Annotated in this window: 12 protein-coding genes and 1 tRNA gene; 6 read left to right on the top strand and 7 right to left on the bottom strand. The window is 58.4% G+C overall.

The features are described 5' to 3' along the window. Window positions 1–116: 116 nt before the first annotated feature. From SCM96_13305 to SCM96_13295, 3 genes are all read right to left on the bottom strand, one after another. Entirely contained in the window at window positions 117–1,391 is a 1,275-nt protein-coding gene (locus SCM96_13305) for a 4Fe-4S dicluster domain-containing protein (protein MDW7761595.1), read from the bottom strand. A 38-nt stretch (window positions 1,392–1,429) separates the two neighbouring features. After that, window positions 1,430–2,674, bottom strand: a complete 1,245-nt coding sequence (locus tag SCM96_13300) for a DUF418 domain-containing protein (protein ID MDW7761594.1) — start codon at window positions 2,672–2,674, stop codon at window positions 1,430–1,432. Between the two features lie 267 nt (window positions 2,675–2,941). After that, the gene (locus SCM96_13295; GenBank protein ID MDW7761593.1) at window positions 2,942–3,064 is read right to left on the bottom strand and encodes a hypothetical protein; all 123 of its coding nucleotides are present in this window, start codon (window positions 3,062–3,064) and stop codon (window positions 2,942–2,944) included. Between the two features lie 112 nt (window positions 3,065–3,176). On the opposite strand from SCM96_13295, the gene galK reads away from it, so the two are divergent. Beyond that, complete coding sequence (gene galK, locus SCM96_13290) at window positions 3,177–4,334, top strand: galactokinase (protein MDW7761592.1); 1,158 nt, start codon at window positions 3,177–3,179, stop codon at window positions 4,332–4,334. Between the two features lie 9 nt (window positions 4,335–4,343). On the opposite strand, the gene SCM96_13285 is transcribed toward galK, so the two are convergent. Continuing rightward, window positions 4,344–4,417 (bottom strand) — tRNA-Gln (locus tag SCM96_13285). 135 nt (window positions 4,418–4,552) lie between these two features. Between SCM96_13285 and SCM96_13280 the strand changes: the two genes are divergently transcribed. The 3 genes from SCM96_13280 (at window position 4,553) to lon (ending at window position 8,596) form a co-directional block, all read left to right on the top strand. Beyond that, the gene (locus tag SCM96_13280) at window positions 4,553–5,584 is read left to right on the top strand and encodes a lysylphosphatidylglycerol synthase transmembrane domain-containing protein (GenBank protein MDW7761591.1); all 1,032 of its coding nucleotides are present in this window, start codon (window positions 4,553–4,555) and stop codon (window positions 5,582–5,584) included. Beyond that, window positions 5,581–6,036 (top strand): transcriptional regulator NrdR, encoded by a 456-nt coding sequence (gene nrdR, locus SCM96_13275; protein MDW7761590.1) that lies wholly within the window; start codon window positions 5,581–5,583, stop codon window positions 6,034–6,036. The genes SCM96_13280 and nrdR overlap by 4 nt, the downstream gene beginning before the upstream one ends. Before the next feature lie 85 nt (window positions 6,037–6,121). Next, complete coding sequence (gene lon, locus SCM96_13270; GenBank protein ID MDW7761589.1) at window positions 6,122–8,596, top strand: endopeptidase La; 2,475 nt, start codon at window positions 6,122–6,124, stop codon at window positions 8,594–8,596. Here the strand turns inward: lon and dapF are convergent. Together dapF and SCM96_13260 are read right to left on the bottom strand one after the other, a co-directional pair. Beyond that, entirely contained in the window at window positions 8,559–9,413 is an 855-nt protein-coding gene (dapF, locus tag SCM96_13265) for a diaminopimelate epimerase (protein MDW7761588.1), read from the bottom strand. The two genes, lon and dapF, sit on opposite strands and share 38 nt — an antisense overlap. After that, window positions 9,413–10,903: a Do family serine endopeptidase gene (locus SCM96_13260; protein MDW7761587.1), complete on the bottom strand. Its 1,491-nt coding sequence runs from the start codon at window positions 10,901–10,903 to the stop codon at window positions 9,413–9,415. Before SCM96_13260 ends, dapF begins: the two co-directional genes overlap by 1 nt. Before the next feature lie 168 nt (window positions 10,904–11,071). On the opposite strand from SCM96_13260, the gene tmk reads away from it, so the two are divergent. Next, window positions 11,072–11,665, top strand: a complete 594-nt coding sequence (gene tmk, locus SCM96_13255) for a dTMP kinase (protein MDW7761586.1) — start codon at window positions 11,072–11,074, stop codon at window positions 11,663–11,665. A 21-nt stretch (window positions 11,666–11,686) separates the two neighbouring features. Continuing rightward, entirely contained in the window at window positions 11,687–14,089 is a 2,403-nt protein-coding gene (locus tag SCM96_13250) for a PBP1A family penicillin-binding protein (GenBank protein MDW7761585.1), read from the top strand. Between the two features lie 12 nt (window positions 14,090–14,101). Here the strand turns inward: SCM96_13250 and SCM96_13245 are convergent, their stop codons facing one another. Further along, window positions 14,102–15,937: a DUF6600 domain-containing protein gene (locus tag SCM96_13245; protein ID MDW7761584.1), complete on the bottom strand. Its 1,836-nt coding sequence runs from the start codon at window positions 15,935–15,937 to the stop codon at window positions 14,102–14,104. Window positions 15,938–15,979 lie beyond the last annotated feature (42 nt).

The raw sequence follows: 15,979 nt of genomic DNA, 5'->3' as shown, positions 1-15,979 counted from the left end.
TCCGGCCGGTCCGGGTACTCCCGGCATCAGCCGAAGTCGTCATCCGGGATGCGATTTTAAAAAGCCCTTGCGGAAAATCCCTTCATAAAACCGCAGCAAGATCGACAACCCTGGGTTCAAAGGCGGGCGATCAGGGTTTCGAGATAGCGCGATTTCATCTGCTTCGAGGCCATGGCCTGTTTGATCGGCGGAAGCTTCAGGATGACCCCGAGAATCGCGGCCATGGCCCGGTGGCCGGCGTGCGCCTGGTTGTCGAAAACCAGATTCTGGAGCTTGCCCCTCTCGATGGCCATGAGGACGGCCTTGTGGGTGGAATCGAGCGGCGTGATGACCCGCTCGGGCCTCGAGACGAGCCGGAGGCTCTTCGATTTGCAGACTCGGAGGCAGATGCCGCATCCCAGACAGACCTGTTCATCGAGCTTGGCTTTTTTCTTCCGCGGGTGAGCCGGGTCGTTGGCGGAGATCAGGGTCATGGCTTCGACGGGGCAGACGGCCACGCACTCGCCGCATCCGTTGCACGAAACGGGATCGATCTCGGGAAGAAAATTCGTCGTGTGAACGGGCCGGAGAAGTCCGAAGCGGCGCTGGGCGATCATGGCCTCGCAGCAACAGCCGCAGCAATTGCAGATGAAACCCACGCTCTTCCTGACGTTCTCGCCGAACTGAACGAGATTGCGTTCCCGGGCCTCGTCGAGGAGCGCCAAGCCCTCGGCGACGTCGACGGACCGGGCATAGCCGTGTCGGGCGAGGGAGGCCGCCGTGGTATTGAAGGTCATGCAGATATCCTGGGGCGCGTCGCAGGCCCGGCCGGCATGCTCCATTTTGTGCCGGCAGTAGCAGAGGCTGATGCCCCGATGGGAGGCCGTTTTAACGACCTCGCTCGCCCGCTCGTAGTCGAGGACGTGGAGAGCGTTGCCGTTCGTCAGAACGGATTCGTTGACGAAAACCCGGCCGAGCTGGGTTTCACCCTGGGTGAACAGCGCCTTGATGAAATCTTCCTCGACGGTGATATATTGGTAGAAAAGTTCGGCCAGGGCTTTCTGGTCGATGTCGCCGCGAAGCCTCATCATCGAAAATTCGAAGAACCCGGCCATGGGCGGCGGCAGGACGTAATACCGGTTTTTTCGGCCTTGAACATCAATAAGAAGCGCCCGGCCTGCCAGGGTCTCCAGGACCTTTTCGGCCTCGGGGAGAGGCATCTTCCAGGCTCGGGCGGCTGTCTTTGCGGTGAAAGGCTTGATGGGAATCAGGGCCACGAGCGAAGCCTCCTTTTCGCTCATGAGCATCTTGAGAATTTCGTAGAGGAGCTTGGAAGGCGTTACGCCCTGGGGAAACTTGTTGAGTCGCTTGATGAGCTGCTCATAGCCTGATTTTCCGGTCCTGTGAGCCATATATTCTTATTACAATAATCCGGCTTTCTGGGCAATCCTTATTTTGTGGATTTCATCGGCTGCGGCTTCAAATAGGTCAGGCTTCTCCAAACCCACTCCGCCGGGCCGAACCGGAAACGGCGCAGCCAGAGAGGACTGAGCGCGGCCTGGACCGCGAAAATCACCATGGTAAGAAGGAAGCTCTGCCAGATGCTCACTTTTCCGTAGAGAGCGAAACCGTAGGAATGAAAGAGAATCGCGCCGATGATGCTCTGCATCAGGTAATTCGTGAGGGCCATGCGTCCGACCGAAGCCAGCCTGTCCGCAGCCGGCTTCAGGAATCCCCTCCGGAACAGCAGGGCGATGCCCGAGATATAGGCCAGGGTCAGCGCCGGCCCGCCGAAACCGAAACACAGGACGCCGAGGGCGTTGGGCCAGGTCGGATCGCCCGGCTGCCCATGATAGGAAACCCAGGCGAAGATGATGTTGGCCGGAAGCCCGATGATCAATCCCCAACGAAAAATCTTTCGAAAGGCCGGCAGGTGTTTTTCGATGTCGGCCAGGATCCCCCGGCGGGCGGCCAGCATTCCCAGAAGAAACATGGCCATGACGTTGGGATAGAAGAACAGGAGACCGGGCAGCAGGGTCAGCCACTCCGTGATTCTCATCCCGACGATCTCGGCGAAAGACCCCCGGGCATAGACGTCGAGGGCCGTCATGACCTGGGCGTTGAGTCGTTCGACCTGGGCGTTCATGCCGGCCTGAATCTCCGCCGCGGCTTTCGGATCCATGGAGGCCAGGCTGAACATCAGGGTCATGAGGACGGTGAGAATGATGGGGATCAGGATGAAGGCGAGTGCCCAGCGGAAGATTTTTCTGTCGGAGGCCTTCCTGAACAGGATCAGCAGAAAACCGAAAAGCGCATAAAAGATCAGGATGTCCCCGGCCCAGAGAAGAACCATGTGAAGGATGCCGATCAACAGGAGGATGAACACCCGCCTTGCGTAAAGGGGGAGAATGGTTCGTCCTTCGGATACCGGCTTGTTGAGAAAGAGCCAGAAGCCGTAGCCGAAAAGCAGCGAGAAGAGAGTGTAGAATTTGCCTTCGAAAAACAGCTTGATGACAACCTCCATAATCCTGTCGGGGAGACCTTCCCAGAGCCGGATGGAGGCCAGCATGGTCGTGACCGGGGCGTTCATCAGTGGCATGTTGACGGCCAGAATGCCGAAGATGGCCGTGCCCCGGAGAATGTCAAGAAGCGGAATCCTTTGACTGGCGGCTATGGGTTGAACACGTTCCGTCATTTTCGCCCTCCTCTATCGTTTTTATACGCATTTCCGGTGTCCGGGTTTCCTTTCCCGGGCAAATCGGCCTGTTTCCCCCTTTGCCGGCCATTTTCAGGTGCTCCCGGGAGGCGCTTATCGCCTCCCTTAAGTTCTTTTCACGCCCAAGCCTGGATCGTGGCTAATCAGAGCCGAAGTTGAATTGAACGAATTGATCAAACAATGTCCGAATCCCCGGATCGAAAATCTGAACGGGATACGAGCTGAAACCGCCAACAGGACATGACATTAGGATGTGACGGAGGATTTCGAAGCCCGTTTGCTTCGGTACATCTCCTCATCGGCTTCGCGCAGGACATCGTCGATCTCCATCCCGTCGCGGAAAACGCCGGGGCCCGAGTGTTGACACATCCGGCGGCATTTCATATTAATAAGCATACCGGAGTGAGACGATCCGCCGGCACGGACGTCCTCTTTTAAGAGAGAACCCGGTGCAAAATGCAGACCGGAGGGAGAGACAACGATGGATTCGGTCATCGCGGCCGTCGCCGAAAAGTTCAAAAAGAAGTTCTCCGAACGTCCGGCTCTTTTCCTGTCTCCGGGCCGCGTCAACCTGATCGGTGAACACACCGACTACAACGAGGGATTCGTTCTTCCGGCGGCCACGGACAGGGCCGTTGTTTTTGCCGCCGCTCCGCGTCAGGATGACGTCTGCCATTTCGTCTCTCTCGATTTCGGGCAGGAATTCCGTTGCGAAATGGATGCCCTGTACCGCTCACCGCTCCGCTGGCCGGATTATCTTCTCGGTGTTCTCGATCAGATGCTTCGGGCCGGACTTCCCGTGCGCGGCGTGAATTGCGTCTTCGGCGGCAACATCCCCATCGGAGCCGGGATGTCCTCCTCGGCGGCCGTCGAGGCGGGTCTGGCCTTCGCCCTCAACCATCTCTTCCGGCTCGGACTCGATTCCCGGACGATCGTCAAGTTGGCCCAAAAGGCCGAAAACGAATTCGTCGGCGTCCGCTGCGGCATTATGGATCAGTTCATCAATATCCACGGCCGGGCCGGGACGGCTCTCAAACTGGACTGCCGGACTCTGGATTATGAATATATTCCCTTCGAATTCGAAACCCTCCGCATCGTCGTCTGCGACACCCTCGTCCGGCACGAGCTGGCCTCAACGGAATACAACGCACGCCGCGCCCAATGCGAGGACGGCGTTCGCGTGCTTCAGGAGTTCGATCCCTCCGTCCGCAGCCTGCGCGACTCGACCCTCGAAATGCTGGCCGACCGCCGGAGCGCTTTCGATCCCGTCGTTTTTCGCCGGTGCGTCTATGTCCTTCAGGAAAACCGGCGTGTCGGCGAAGCCTGCGGGGCTCTCTCCCGCGGTGATATCGCGGCCTTCGGGCGCTTGATGTCGGCCTCCCACGCCGGTTTGAGGGACGATTACGAAGTGAGCTGCCCGGAACTCGATGTGCTGGTCGAGAGCGCCTCCCGCCGGCCCGGTGTCCACGGCTCCCGAATGATGGGCGGCGGCTTCGGCGGCTGCACCATCAACCTTGTCGAAGAGGTTGCGATTTCCGAGTTTCGAAGAGTCGTCGAAGGCGACTACGAGGCGGCTTTCGGCAAGCGCCCGCCCGTCCATGTTGTTCGAATCTCGGGCGGAACACGCCTCCTTGAATAGGGAAGGGGATGGCTGGGAAGCTAGGATTCGAACCTAGATTCCATGATCCAGAGTCATGTGTCCTGCCGTTGGACGACTTCCCAGCAGAGACTCTTATCTTAATAAAAACCGCCGGATTTATCAATAAAAAAATCACCCGGATTCACAGCTCTCCGGAACGCAGGGGGAGCGGCGTGTTGAATCTCCGGACAAGCCTGTGTTATGATGTGCCGCCTGTCATGAAAAAAAATATCGTGCGTTTTGGTCTGGCCTTTCTTCTCAGCCTCGCCTTTCTTTATTTCTTTTTCCGGAGTGTGAATTGGAGCGATGTCATCGGCCACCTGACGCGGGTCAAGCCCGTTTTTGCCTTGCTCCTGGTCTTTCTTGTCCCCATTCACATTGTGACGAGGTCCCTGCGCTGGCGGTTTCTTCTCGTGCATGAGAAACCGAACGTCAAGTTCTCAAACATGTTCGCCGGGAATGCCGTCGGATTCACCGTCACCCTCATTTTTCCGGGCAGGTTGGGAGAACTCGTGAAGCCGCTTTACCTGGCAGGAAAAGAAAGAATGCGCAAAGGATTCGTGATCGGCACGGTCGTTGTGGAAAGAATTTTCGATGTTTTCACCATGTGCACGCTTCTCGCCCTTTTCCTCCTGGCAAAACCTCTTTACGACTCCCTGTTCAAGGTTGATGCGGAAACCATAAAGCTGTTGAAGTTTTCCGGTTTCCTTGGAGCGGGCGCCGCCCTGGCCGTGCTCCTTGTCAGTCTGTCGCTTTATTTTTTCAGGGAGAGAACCTTGAGGGTTTTCGCCTGGTTCCTGCGTCCTTTTCCGGCCGCGTTTTCCGGAAAAGTCCTCAATCTCGCGGGTGAATTCATCGAGGGCCTCAAGTTTTTTCATTCGGTGGGCAATCTCCTTGCCTACGCAGCGATGTCCTTCGTTGTCTGGTTGGGGATCGTCCTCTATTACTGGATCCTCTTTTTCGCCTACGGTCACCCCGTGCCCTTTTTCACCCTGATCCCGTATGTGTTCCTGACCATGATTGGGGCCTCCATCCCGACGCCGGGCATGGTCGGGGGGTTTCATTTCTTTAGCCGCATGGGCATCATGTCCCTCTTTCCCGATATCGACCCCAATATGGCCGTCAGCATGACCATTGTCGTTCATGCCGTTCAGGTTGTGGTGACATGTCTCATCGGATATGCTATATTGTGGAAGGACGGTTTGTCCCTGCTTCAGTTGAAGAAACTGGGTGAAAGCGCGGATCCATGAGGTGTCCTTTCTGCGGGTTTCAGGAAAGCAAGGTCATCGATTCGCGGGAGAGCAAGATCGGGGTTTCCATACGGCGCAGACGCGAATGTCTGAAATGCCGGCGCCGCTTCACCACCTATGAGAAAATCGAGGAAATTCCCCTCATGGTCGTCAAGAAGGACGGTTCGCGCCAGCCTTTCGACAGCCAGAAGCTCCTCAAAGGGATGTTGACCGCCTGCGAGAAGAGGCCCATTCCCGTCCAGGAGCTTGAAGCCACTGTGGAAGAGGTCGAAGCCATGTTGCAGGAGAGGCCGGACCGGGAAATCGGCGTTGCGGACATCGGACGGCTCGTCATGGACAGGCTCAAGGATCTCGACAAGGTCGCCTACGTCCGGTTCGCCTCGGTTTACCGCGAATTCAAGGATGTTGACGAATTTCGGAACGAACTCGACACGCTGCTCAAAGAGAAATAAATCTCGAAAGCCCAGGAAAGCTGAAAGATTGTGAATCTCTCCATATAAAAAGAAAGACCGGAGACGATCGAGGAGGACATAACGCATGGCCGTCATAGACGACCCGAACGGCGAACGGATCGAGAACATCGCGGACGAAACCGAAACCGGTTCGGATCAGGAACAGAAACTGCAGATCCCCGCCCGGCTTCCCGTGCTTCTGCTGCGGGATGTCGTCATTTTCCCTTATATGATCGCCCCCCTGTTTGTGGGCCGCGAAAAATCCAAAACCGCCATTGACGAAGCTCTGGCTTCGAACCGGATGATTCTTCTCGTCACCCAGAAAAACATGGAGGATGAGGATCCCGATCGGGACGGCGTTTACGGAATGGGCACGGTCACCCTGATCATGCGCATGCTCAAGCTTCCCGACGGCCGCGTCCGGATTCTGGCCCAGGGTCTGATTCGGGCCCGGATCACGTCTTTCGAGGATGACGGCACGGCCATCCATGCCGGCATCGAAGTCGTCCATGAGCCCGAGAGCGAGGACAAAACCCTGGAAAGCGAAGCCCTGATCCGCAACGTCCGGTCCGGTCTGGAAAAAGCGACTTCCATGGGAAAAAGCATTCCGCCCGAAGTCCTCATCATCGCCGCCAATGTCGAAGAGGCCGGCCGTCTGGCGGATCTCACGGCTTCGAATCTCGAACTCAAGGTGCCCGAAGCCCAGGACATTCTGGAAATCGTCGATCCCCATCCGAGGCTCAAGAAAGTTTACGAGCTTCTGGCCAGGGAATTGGAACTTCTGGATGTTCAATCCAAGATCTCGAGCGAGGCCAAAGGAGAGATGGACAAGCTGCAGAAGCAGTATTATCTCCGGCAGCAGCTCAAGGCCATCCAGAAGGAACTCGGTGAAGGGAGCGAGATCCAGGAGGAGATCAAGACCTACCGGAGCAAGCTCAAGAAACTGAAAGTGGCCGAGGAGGTCCGGGAGGAACTTGAGAAACAGATCGTCCGGTTGAGCCAGATGCATCCGGAATCGGCCGAGACCACGGTGGTCCGGAATTACCTCGACTGGATGTTTGCTCTTCCCTGGAACAAAACGACCGTGGACAACCTGGATTTGATCAAAGCCAAAGCGATCCTGGACGAAGACCATTTCGGGCTGGACAAGGTCAAGGAAAGAATCCTCGAATACCTGGGCGTCCGGAAACTGTCCCGCCAGGCCAAGGGCCCGATCCTGTGCTTTGTCGGGCCTCCCGGAGTGGGCAAAACCTCCCTCGGCCGCTCCATAGCCCGCGCCCTCGGACGAAAATTCATCCGTCTGTCCCTGGGCGGCGTGCGCGACGAGGCCGAGATCCGCGGCCACCGGCGGACCTATGTCGGCGCCATGCCGGGCCGCATCATCCAGGGTCTCCGCCGTGGGGGATCCAACAACCCCGTCTTCATGATGGATGAAGTCGACAAGATCGGAGCCGATTTCAGGGGCGACCCGTCGTCGGCCCTTCTGGAAGTTCTGGACCCGGAGCAGAATAACTCGTTCCGGGACCATTACCTGGGCGTGCCCTACGATCTATCCCGGGTCATGTTCATCACGACCGCCAACCTGCTCGATCCCATCCAGCCGGCCTTCCGGGACAGAATGGAGATCATCAGGCTCCCCGGCTATACGGAGGAGGAAAAGCTGTCCATCGCCGTCAAGCACCTCATCCCCAAACAGGTTGAGGAAAACGCCCTGAACGCCGGGCTCATCCGTTTCACCGAGGGCGCCATCAAGAAAATGATCTCCCTTTACACCCGCGAAGCCGGCGTCCGCAATCTGGAGCGCGAAATCGCCTCCGTCTGCCGCAAGGTGGCCCGCCGGGTCGCTGAAGGCCGGAAGGGGGGGTCGCTCATCACCTCGCAAAACACCGAAAAGCTGCTCGGCCCGCCGAAAATATTCAAGGACCAGATTTTAAAGAAGGATCAGGTCGGCATCGCCACCGGAGTCGCCTGGACGGCTTCCGGCGGGGAAATTTTGTTCGTCGAGGCCTCCAAGATGCCCGGCAAAGGCCGCCTTTCTTTAACAGGATCTCTCGGCGAGGTCATGAAGGAATCGGCTCAGGCCGCCCTGACCTATGCCCGTTCACACGCCCGGGAATTCGGCATCGAAGCCCGCCTGTTTTCCGAGAATGATTTTCATATCCACATTCCCGAAGGCGCCATCCCCAAGGACGGCCCTTCCGCCGGCGTCACCATGGCCTCGGCGCTGCTCTCCACCTGCATCGATATCAAGGTTCGCGGTGATGTGGCCATGACCGGGGAGATCACCCTGAGGGGCAACGTCCTGCCGGTCGGCGGGATTAAGGAAAAAGTTCTGGCGGCCCGCCGGGCGGGCGTGAAAACGATGGTCCTTCCCCAGGCCAACCGCAAGGATCTCGTCGATATTCCCCGCAATGTCCGCAGGGATATGGATTTCATTTTTGCCGAAGATATCCGGGATGTTTTCAAAGCCGCCCTGGTCAAGAGTTTCGGCGCGAAAAAAAGGCCGGCGCTTAAAGCTTCCGTCAAGCGGACCGCGGGAAATACTCGCCGACGAAAATAACTTCGGCCGGTCCGGTTTGGAGGACCTTCCCGTCGACCCATTCGACGATCGCCTCTCCCAAACTCGTCCGGACGCGCACGTTGTGATCCGTCAATCCTTTCAACATGGCCGCGATGGCGGCGGCGCTGGAGCCGCTGCCTGAGGAGAGCGTTTCTCCGACGCCGCGTTCCCAGAAGAGGACTTCGATCTCCTGCTTGTTGACGACCTTGATGAATTCGACATTGGTTCTCTTGGGGAAGAACGGATGCGTTTCGATGGCCTGTCCGATCTGATGCCATTCGATCCGGGACGGGAACCGGTCGAAAAAGAGGTCGCAGTGGGGGTTGCCCATGGAGACGCAGGTGATGGGATAGATCCGTTTCTGGATGGAGAGGGGATAGTCGATCAGGGTTTCGTGAGAGCGGCCGTCGTCGAAGGGGATGTCGTCGGACGAAAACTTGGGTTCGCCGAGCTCGATCCGGATCTCGAAGGCGTGATCCCGCCGGCTGACGAGACGGCAGGTCCTTTCGCCCGACGGCGTCAGAAATAGAATGGTTGAGTTCGTGACCAGATCCTGGTGAAACAGACAGGCCGCCGCACAGCGCAGTCCATTGCCCGAGATTTCGGCTTCGCTTCCGTCGGGGTTGAAAATGCGGAAACGGATCCGGTTCCGTTCACGGTCGGCAAACGAGAGGACCAGCAGACCGTCCGCGCCCGCGCCGGTGTGACGATCGCAGACGGAAAGGGCGAAGGAGAAGAGTTTGTCCTCCTCGACCTCCTCTCCCGGGGTCAGAACCAGGAAATCGTTTCCCAGGGAATGGAGCTTGGATATCCGCATCAAGGGACTCTGACGGAAATGATCATGTCCTGGGGAGACCGTCCTTGGGTATCGATGCGGACGAGAAGAATGATTTCGTCTCCGGATTCGGTTTTCTTCAAAATGTTTTCAAAATCCCGGACGGCCGTAACTTTCGTCCGGTTGACCTCAAGGATGATCATGCCCGTCCTCAGCCCCCGCTGGGCGGCCTCGCTGCCGCGGCGGACTTCGGTGATCAGCAGGCCCTCGGTGGTCTGGAGACCGTATCTCTGGGCGATTTGGGGGGTCAGAGCGGTGACGGAAATCCCGATGTCTTTTTCCATTTTGGAAGCCGCAGCCGGGCCCTGGTCGGATTCCCTTTCCTCGAGGACCGTCGTCAGGCTTTCGAGTTTGCCGTCGCGGATGATGTCGATTTTCGTTTTATTGCCCGGCCGGATGTCCGCGATCTTGAATCTCAGGTCGTGGCCGTCTTTGATCGGTTCGCCGTCGATCGAAACAATGACGTCATAGAGACGGAGACCCGCTTTTTCGGCCGGGCTTCCCGGCTCGACCGTGGTGACGACGGCCCCGGCCTTTTCCTTGAGCTTCAACTGCTTGCGGATGGCTTCCGTGACATCCTGGATTCCGACTCCCAGCCAGCCCCGGACGACGCGACCTTCTTCCTTGAGCTGGGCGACGACGTTGGCGGCGATGTTCGAGGGGATGGCAAAGCCGATGCCGATGTTGCCTCCCGTCGGTGTCAGGATGTTGGAGTTGATCCCGATGACCTCGCCCCGCATGTTGATGAGTGGTCCTCCGCTGTTTCCGCGATTGATGGCGGCGTCGGTCTGAATGAAGTCCTGATAGCTGGAGGCGTCGATCTGGCGCCCCTTGGCGCTGACGATTCCGGCCGTGACGGTATGGGCCATGCCCAGCGGATTACCGATGGCCAGAACCCATTCTCCCACCCGGAGCTGGCTCGAATCGCCGAGTTCCGCAAAAGGCAGGTTTTCGGCCTTGATCTTGAGCAGGGCCAGGTCGGTGGGCGGGTCGGTGCCCAGGATTTCCGCCGGATATTCTTTCCCCTGGACCGTATTCACAGTCACGGAGGCGGCGTTTTCCACAATGTGGTTATTGGTCAGGATATATCCGTCGCTGCTGATAAAAAAGCCGGTGCCCTGGGCCGTATACTGGCGTTCCTCCTCGCGGCCCCGGGGCTGTCCGAAAAAGCGGTTCCAGAAATCGTCGAAGGGCCATTCTTCCTGGGACCCCATTGTTCTTCGCCTCTCGACCCGCTTGGCCTCGATGCTCACGACGGCCGGCCCCATTTTCTCCGTGATGGCGACAAAATCCAGGTTGGTTTTGTTTTCTTGTGAGGCGGCAAACAGAAGATTCGCAGCATTCGGTTCCGGTTTGTTTTCAAATGTTGCGCTTATCGAACCGGGCCTGTCCCCGGACTGGAAAAAAATATATCCCGCGGTGACAAGGCCGAGAACGAATGCGGCCGCACCGACAACTGCTGTTTTCCTCATGATGGCCTCCCTGATTTCATTTCTAAATTACCATATTCAAAGTCCGTTTTCAACGCGGCCGGCAATCCGGCCCGGGCTTTTCACTTCGATGAACCGCCGGATCGTTCCGGACGTTGCATTCGCGGGCCATTCCGGTTACCATCCCCCGGAGAGGAGAGATCAACCGCAATGCCTGGACTTCTCATTGTTTTCGAGGGGATCGACGGCTCCGGAAAAACGACCCAGGCCCGATCTCTTGTCCGGCGCCTGAAAGCCCGGGGATACCCGGCGGTCTATTTCCGGGAGCCCTCGAGAGGGGTTTACGGCCGGGAAATCCGCAAAAAGGCCGTATCCGCCGGATCGCTCACGCCCGAGGAGGAACTCGATCTGTTTCAGAAAGACCGGCGCGACAACGTCGACCGAAATCTTGCCCCCGCCCTTGCAGCCGGAAAAATCGTTGTTCTCGACCGTTACTACTTCTCCACCATCGCCTATCAGGGGGCCAAAGGGATCGACCGCGGCCGAATCCGCCGCCTGAACGAACGCTTCGCAATACGGCCCGACATCGTCTTCATCATCGATATCGACCCCGTGAGCAGCCTCGGCCGGATCTCCGGCCGCAAGACCCGCCACGAGCTCTTCGAGCGCGAAGATTATCTTGCGGAGGTCAGGACGATTTTCCGATCGTTTCAGGGCCGGCCGTTTGTCATTGTCGACGGCAGCCGGACCTCCCGTGAAATCGGCCGGGAGATTTGGGAATCCGTCCGGGATCTGATATATTAATTTCTTCTGCGACCCGTAAAGATGAAGCGACCGACTCTTAAGATCAAAATAAAAAAACCGGAGCACATCCGCATTGGACGGATTCTGTTCTGGTGCGGACTTGCGGGGGCCGCGGCTCTTCTGGGGGCTCTTTTCGGTTCCTATATGGCCGTCCATCACGACCTCCCTCCGGCGACGGAGTTGGAAAACATCCGGTCAAAAATCATTACGACCGTCTACGCCGAAAACGGGGAACCGGTCCGGGAATTTGCCGAGGAGCGCCGGATCGAGGTGCCGCTTGATCGGATCTCCCCCGTGCTCATTCAAGCCATTCTGGCCACGGAGGATCCCCGGTTCTATTCCCACAACGGCGTGGATATCAAAGGGATTATGCGGGCCGTCAAAGAGGACTATCTCTCGTTGAAACGCCGCCGCGGCCGCCGGCTTCAGGGAGGGTCCACCATCACCCAGCAGCTGTCGCGCATGGTCTTTCTCGACCGCCGCCAGACACTCCGGCGGAAACTCAGGGAAATGTTTCTGGCCCTGAAGATCGAGAAAGCCTATGGCAAGGAGCGGATTCTCGAAATCTATTGCAACCAGTACTATCTCGGCCACGGTGTTTACGGCGTCGAAACCGCCGCCCAGCTCTTTTTCGGAAAAAGCGCCTCCGATCTGGCCGTCGAGGAAGCCGCGCTCATAGCCGGGATTTTCCGCGGACCCGAAGTCTATTCCCCCTACAACAACACCCAGGTCACGCTTCAACGGAGAAACCATGTCATCAACCGCATGGCCGAAGTGGGTCATATCACCCGGGAGCGAGCCGAGGATCTCAAGGCGATGCCGTTGGAGGTCCTGCCTTTAAGGCGGGCGAGTTCGGACTTCGCGGGTTATTTCTTCGAGGAAGTCCGCAAATATGTCGAGGCCCGGTATGGAAGCGACGGTCTTTACCGGGCGGGTCTTAAAATCTACACGACTCTCGATGTTCCCATGCAGAAATATGCCGAGGAAGCCCTTGTCCGGCAGCTCCGCGTCCTCGACAAACTCAAGGGCTGGCGCCCGGACAAGAAAAACCTGATCGAAGCCGGCGTGGACGGTCTCGACGACCATTGGCTGCCCGCCTGGTCCGGTGCCGGCGCCGCCGTCGGCGAGGTGACGGATGCAATCGTGATGTCCGCGGGCCGAACCGAAGCGTCCGTCCGCGTCAAAGGATACACGGGGGTCCTCAAAAACGAAGGCATCGCCTGGACCCGGAACCGATTTCTGGACGCCTTCATCAAGCCGGGAGACGTCATTCAGGTCGACATCAAAGCCGTCGATGAGGATAAAAAAGAGCTGCGTGTCACACTGGAGCAGGAGCCTCTTGTCGAGGGCGCCTTTCTGGCCGTCGATCCCCTGACCGGGCATGTCCGGGCCATGGTCGGCGGATATTCCTTCAGCCGGAGCCAGTGGAACCGGGCGACTCAGGCCACGCGACAGACCGGATCGGCCATAAAGCCCTTCCTCTACACGGCGGCCATTGAAAACGGTTTTACTCCGGCCAGCGTCCTGGTCGACGAGCCCGTCACATTCGAGGATCGATGGTCGGAAGAACCCTGGACACCCCGGAATTACGACCGCGTCTACAAGGGCGCCGTGACGCTGCGCAAGGGCCTTGAAGAATCGCGCAACGTCATCACGGCCAGACTCCTGGACTATGTCTCTCCCCAGACGGGTGTGACCTATTGCCGCCGCTTCGGAATCACATCGACCCTCTATCCCTATTTGTCCCTCAGCCTGGGGACGTTCGGCGTCACCCTGATGGAGATGGTCTCGGGATTTTCCGTTTTCCCCAACAAGGGCGTTCGGGTCAAACCCCGGTTCATCCTGCGGATCGAGGACAAGGACGGAAACATCCTGGAGGAAAACCGGATGGAAACCGAGGAAGTGATTTCCCCCCAGACGGCCTATATCATGACATCTCTTCTCCAGGGCGTCGTCCAGAGAGGGACAGCCGGGGCGGCCCGAAGTCTGAATTGGCCGCTGGGCGGTAAAACGGGAACGACGGACCAGTTCACGGATGCCTGGTTTCTGGGATTTTCTCCCACGCTCGCCGCAGGAGTCTGGATGGGTTACGACACCAACCAGATTCCGCTCGGCCCGAGGCAAACCGGCGCCGTGGCCGCACTTCCCGTCTGGATGGAATTTTTCCGGAAAGTGATCGAGGATAAAAAAGCGGCGGCCGCCGAGGCCGGCGAGGAACTCATCCCGGAAGTGTTCGAAATCCCTCCCAACCTCAGTTTCGCCGATATCGACCGGAAAACCGGGCTTCTGGTCTCACCCGTCTGCCTGTTTCCCTTCCGTGAAGTTTTCATTCCGGGCACGGAACCGCAGCGGTTCTGCACCCTGGAAGATCACATGAAAACCCGGGATTATTACGGGGCCGAAAAAGCCTCCGAAGAACACTGATCCCGGATCAGGTTATTTTTTCTTGATGCTTCCGGAGCCTGCGCTCGAAGACCCTGATCGCGAACCCGAACTCGATCCCGAAGACCCGGACCGCGTTGGCCCTGAACCGCTCGAAGAACCGGAGGATGAAGAGCCCCGGCTGACCGATCCGGATCCCGAGCGTGACGAAGAGGATGACGACGAACCCCGGCTCACGGTTCCCGAACGCGAGGAAGAAGACGATGTCCGCCTGTCGTCCGAAATCCGGCTTCGGCTTGAGGAACTGCTGTTGATTCTCCGAACGGCTGACCCGACCGCGGATCCCGACCGGTCCGATTCCGTGCTTCTTCCCCGAATGGCGGGGGAAGAGGGATAACCGTGAATGGATCTCGAAGCCGCCCCAGGGCGTTCGGATACGGCGGCGGTCCGGGCCGTTTCCGGCGAGTCGTCATTCCGGCGGATTCTCCGTTCCTGCGGAGGCGCCGTGCCCCGTTCTCCGGCGCCGGTTTTGGTTTCCGGCGTTGTCACACGTCCGGGCGCATCCGTCCGCGCCGGCGCATCGGGTTGCCTGAGAGCGGGACGGGTCCCGGCCGTTCCGGCGTCCCGGAGGCCCGTTCCGGTTTCTTTCCGAAGAAGAATCTTCCGGTCGCCTTCAATCGGCTGGATGGAAATGCCGCCGCGTTCGGGCCGATGGGGAAGATTCGCGCTGGAGAGATTCATGGATGTCAGTGTTCGCAGGCCGTCGTCCCGCAAGGCCGCCCGGGAGATGTTCGTCGCCTTGAGCTGGTCCTTGCGGACAACGGTCAGCGCTCTCGATCCGTAGGGATAAATATCCCCATAGTATCGTCCGTAATACCGGCCGCCGTACAAGACTCCGGGATAACCGTACCAGCTCATGGGAGCCCATCCATAGTAATAGGGATCCCACCACCAGTTAACCCAGGCCGGGCCCCAGAAGGATGTCGGAATCCAGTACCATCCGTAACCCACGGCCCAATGCCACCGGCCGTAATGGAATGTCGCCCAGCCCCAGGGTTCATAGGGAAGCCAGGTCCATCCGGAAATCGGAAGCCACATCCAGCGTCCGTAATGATAGGGGCGCCAATCGTCGTCAACGCCCATGGGAACCCAGACCATGCCGTAAGGGGGGATGTTCACCCAACGGCCGTGCCGCAGAAGTTCATCCTCAAAATCCTCAAGTTCCTCGGGGAGATAGCGCTGAGCGAATTCTTTGCGGAGGTCCCGGCTCCGTTCCTCGTTCCAAACATCGAACCCGTCGTCGGCTGTGGCGATGAACAAGGCGGGACGCGATGTGAAACGACCCTCGGAGGCCGTGATTCTCTGGGAGGCTTTGATGAGCGAAGACCCTTCCTGTCCCGCCGCTTCCGCCAGTCCGCGGTAGACCAGAAATTCGGTTTTCCCGGTTTCCAGGACATCGACGCGGTAGAGGCCGGTTTCCAGAATATAGAACGAGGCGTCGGCCGTGTGGATTTCGATGGTTTTTTCTCCCGCCAGGCGGCCGATGTCGACAAACACGCTTCCCGACCAGACGCGAAATCGTACGAGATCCTCGCCTTTCTTGGGAAGATTCAGAATGTCGATTTTGGTCTCCTGGTCCATCCGGAGGTAGTTGCCGCGGCCGATATGGACTTCCGTGCGTCCGTCCGAGGCGGCGATCCTGTCGCCCTCAATGATGGGCATGTTCAGGATCCCTTCTTCGAAGCCGAGATCCGAGGCTCTCTGAATGAAGGTCTGGCCTTCGACGTAGCTCAAGCGAGCCACGGTCTCATTGGTGTATTTGGGTTCGTCCGTCGCCAATAAGGCGGCCGGAACAGCCAGGATAACGGCGATCGCAAATAGTTTTCTCATGGGCGTATCTCCTTACTCCAATATCAATATAAGCAAGAAACA

It is taken from the genome of Acidobacteriota bacterium, assembly GCA_033549365.1.
Lineage (GTDB): Bacteria > Acidobacteriota > Aminicenantia > Aminicenantales > Saccharicenantaceae > JAWSUF01.
Note: the sequence above shows the minus strand (reverse complement) of the source record. Positions and strands in the feature narration are given on the sequence as shown.